The organism is Streptomyces sp. NPDC046900 (assembly GCF_040644975.1).
In the GTDB taxonomy this organism is placed as follows: domain Bacteria; phylum Actinomycetota; class Actinomycetes; order Streptomycetales; family Streptomycetaceae; genus Streptomyces.
The window spans coordinates 1-1,918 of record NZ_JBEYXD010000230.1 but is presented as its reverse complement, the minus strand read 5'-3'; the positions used below and the strand labels follow the sequence as shown (position 1 = coordinate 1,918).

Below are 1,918 nucleotides of genomic sequence, written 5' to 3'. Positions count from 1 at the left end.
CCGACCAGCAACGGCAACGACTGACAAGACCAACTCAAGACATGGGTCAGAACTCAACCGCCCAAAGAGGGTCACGATTCAGCCGCCGCCGACAGAGGAGCCCGTTGCCAAAACCCGCCCGACATACCGGCCGCTCTCACACTCCCCCGCGCCACGCCCTGACCGACGGTCAACAACGCTCAGAGGTTGCGCAGGTAGGCGGTCTGGATAAGGCGGGCCGTCGCACAGCGTCCGGTGCTCAGTGATCGTACCGTCGAGAAAGTCGGTGAGCGGAGCACGTGAAGAAGCGGCCGTGAAATCCGTTGGGCACCCGTTCGACCCGGACCTACCATCGCGCGCATGACGACTCATCACGAGATACTCCAAGCCGCGCTGGCCCAGATCACCGCCGGTTACGTGTTCCCCGAAAAGACGGCTGCCATCGACGCGGCGATCCGGCGTCGGCTGGACGAAGGCGCATATCAGGACCTGGATGTACGGGAGCTGTGCGAACGAGTCACGGACGACCTCCAGAATGTCTGTCCGGACAAGCATTTGCGGTTGTTGTGGACCGAGGAACCACAGTCGATGGACGAGGAGCCAAAGGACGTCGCTCGCGCCCGTTTCGAGCAGTACGCAAGAAAGAGCAACTACGGTATCCGGCGGGTGGAGCAGCTCGACGACAACATCGGCTACCTCGACCTGCGCATGATCGCCCCCGCCGATCTGGGTGGTCCCGCGATCGCTGCCGCCATGCAACTGCTCGCCGGCACCGAGGCATTGGTCATCGACCTGCGGCAGTGTCGGGGCGGCTCACCGGAGGGCGTGCAGTTGTGGTGCAGCTACTTCTTCGCTGACGACGGGATACACCTGAACGACATCTACGAGCGGGCCACGGACATGACCCGCCAGTACTGGACCCTCGGGCACCTGACCGCACCGCGCTACCTGGACCGCCCGGTCACCGTGCTGACCAGCGACCTCACCTTCTCCGGCGGCGAGGAGCTGGCGTACAACCTGAAGGTGCTGGGGCGCGCCACCTTGATCGGCCAGACCACCCGCGGTGGCGCCCACCCCACGGACCGTATTCCGGTCGCCCCGCAGGTTACCGTGACCGTTCCCGCCGCCCGCTCGATCAACCCGGTCACCGGTACCAACTGGGAAGGCGTCGGTGTCGAGCCCGACCTGGCCGTCGCAGCCGGGGACGCGCTGAAAGCGGCGCTGGAGCACCTGCACACGCGGATCGGCTGAGTAGCGTTCGACGCTTTGCAGACAAGCGGCGGGGAGGCTGGGGGCGGATGGGGCAGGTACAGGTGCCGTGGTCATGGAGTTGCGACGCTCTGCGATCACTGGAGAAATCTGTGCCTGCGCTGCCTTCATGGCTGATCGAACCGCTCTGGGACCCATTCGCCGCCCTGCTGCCGCAACCGACCACCGTTCGAACCGACCCACCCGCTGGGCTGCCACCGACGCCGGATCAGTGACCGGACCGTGTTCGGCAAGCTGCTCCAGGTTTTGCGATGCGGCTGCTCGTACGAGGCAATCGCGGACTCCACCTGCTCGGCCACGACCCTCCACAACCCACACGACGAATGGATACGCCTGGGCCTGTTCGCGCGGTTGAAGCGGATCGCGCTGGATGCCCACGACCGCGTCGTCGGTCTCGTCCTGGACCAGATCGCCGTCGACGGCGCCCTCACCAAGGCTGCCGGAGGCGGCGAAGCGGCCGGACGATCAACGCGGTGACGAGCTGCCGGGCCGTGGCCGCGAGATTCGACACGCGCGGCTCCCTCGTCCACGGCACGCTCACCCTCGCCTCGATCCGGCTCCGGCTCCGCCCATGGTCTTTGCCGGATCTAGTCGCCGGTCGTGCCGTCGAGCATCTCGCGCAGGATGTCCAGGTGGCCGTTGTGGCGGGCCGTCTCCTCGGTGAGGTGGA

Annotated in this window: 2 protein-coding genes and 1 pseudogene; 2 read left to right on the top strand and 1 reads right to left on the bottom strand. The window is 66.3% G+C overall.

The features are described 5' to 3' along the window. Nucleotides 1-339: 339 nt before the first annotated feature. Both ABZ904_RS51125 and ABZ904_RS51120 read left to right on the top strand, forming a co-directional pair. On the top strand, nucleotides 340-1,230 hold the full coding sequence (locus tag ABZ904_RS51125) for a S41 family peptidase (RefSeq protein WP_361831187.1): 891 nt from the start codon (nucleotides 340-342) through the stop codon (nucleotides 1,228-1,230). A gap of 110 nt (nucleotides 1,231-1,340) precedes the next feature. After that, nucleotides 1,341-1,716: pseudogene (locus tag ABZ904_RS51120) on the top strand (transposase); the annotation flags it as partial. Between the two features lie 119 nt (nucleotides 1,717-1,835). On the opposite strand, the gene ABZ904_RS51115 reads toward ABZ904_RS51120, so the two are convergent. Continuing rightward, nucleotides 1,836-1,918: DUF664 domain-containing protein (locus ABZ904_RS51115; RefSeq protein ID WP_361831152.1), on the bottom strand; the 83-nt coding region annotated here is incomplete at its 5' end.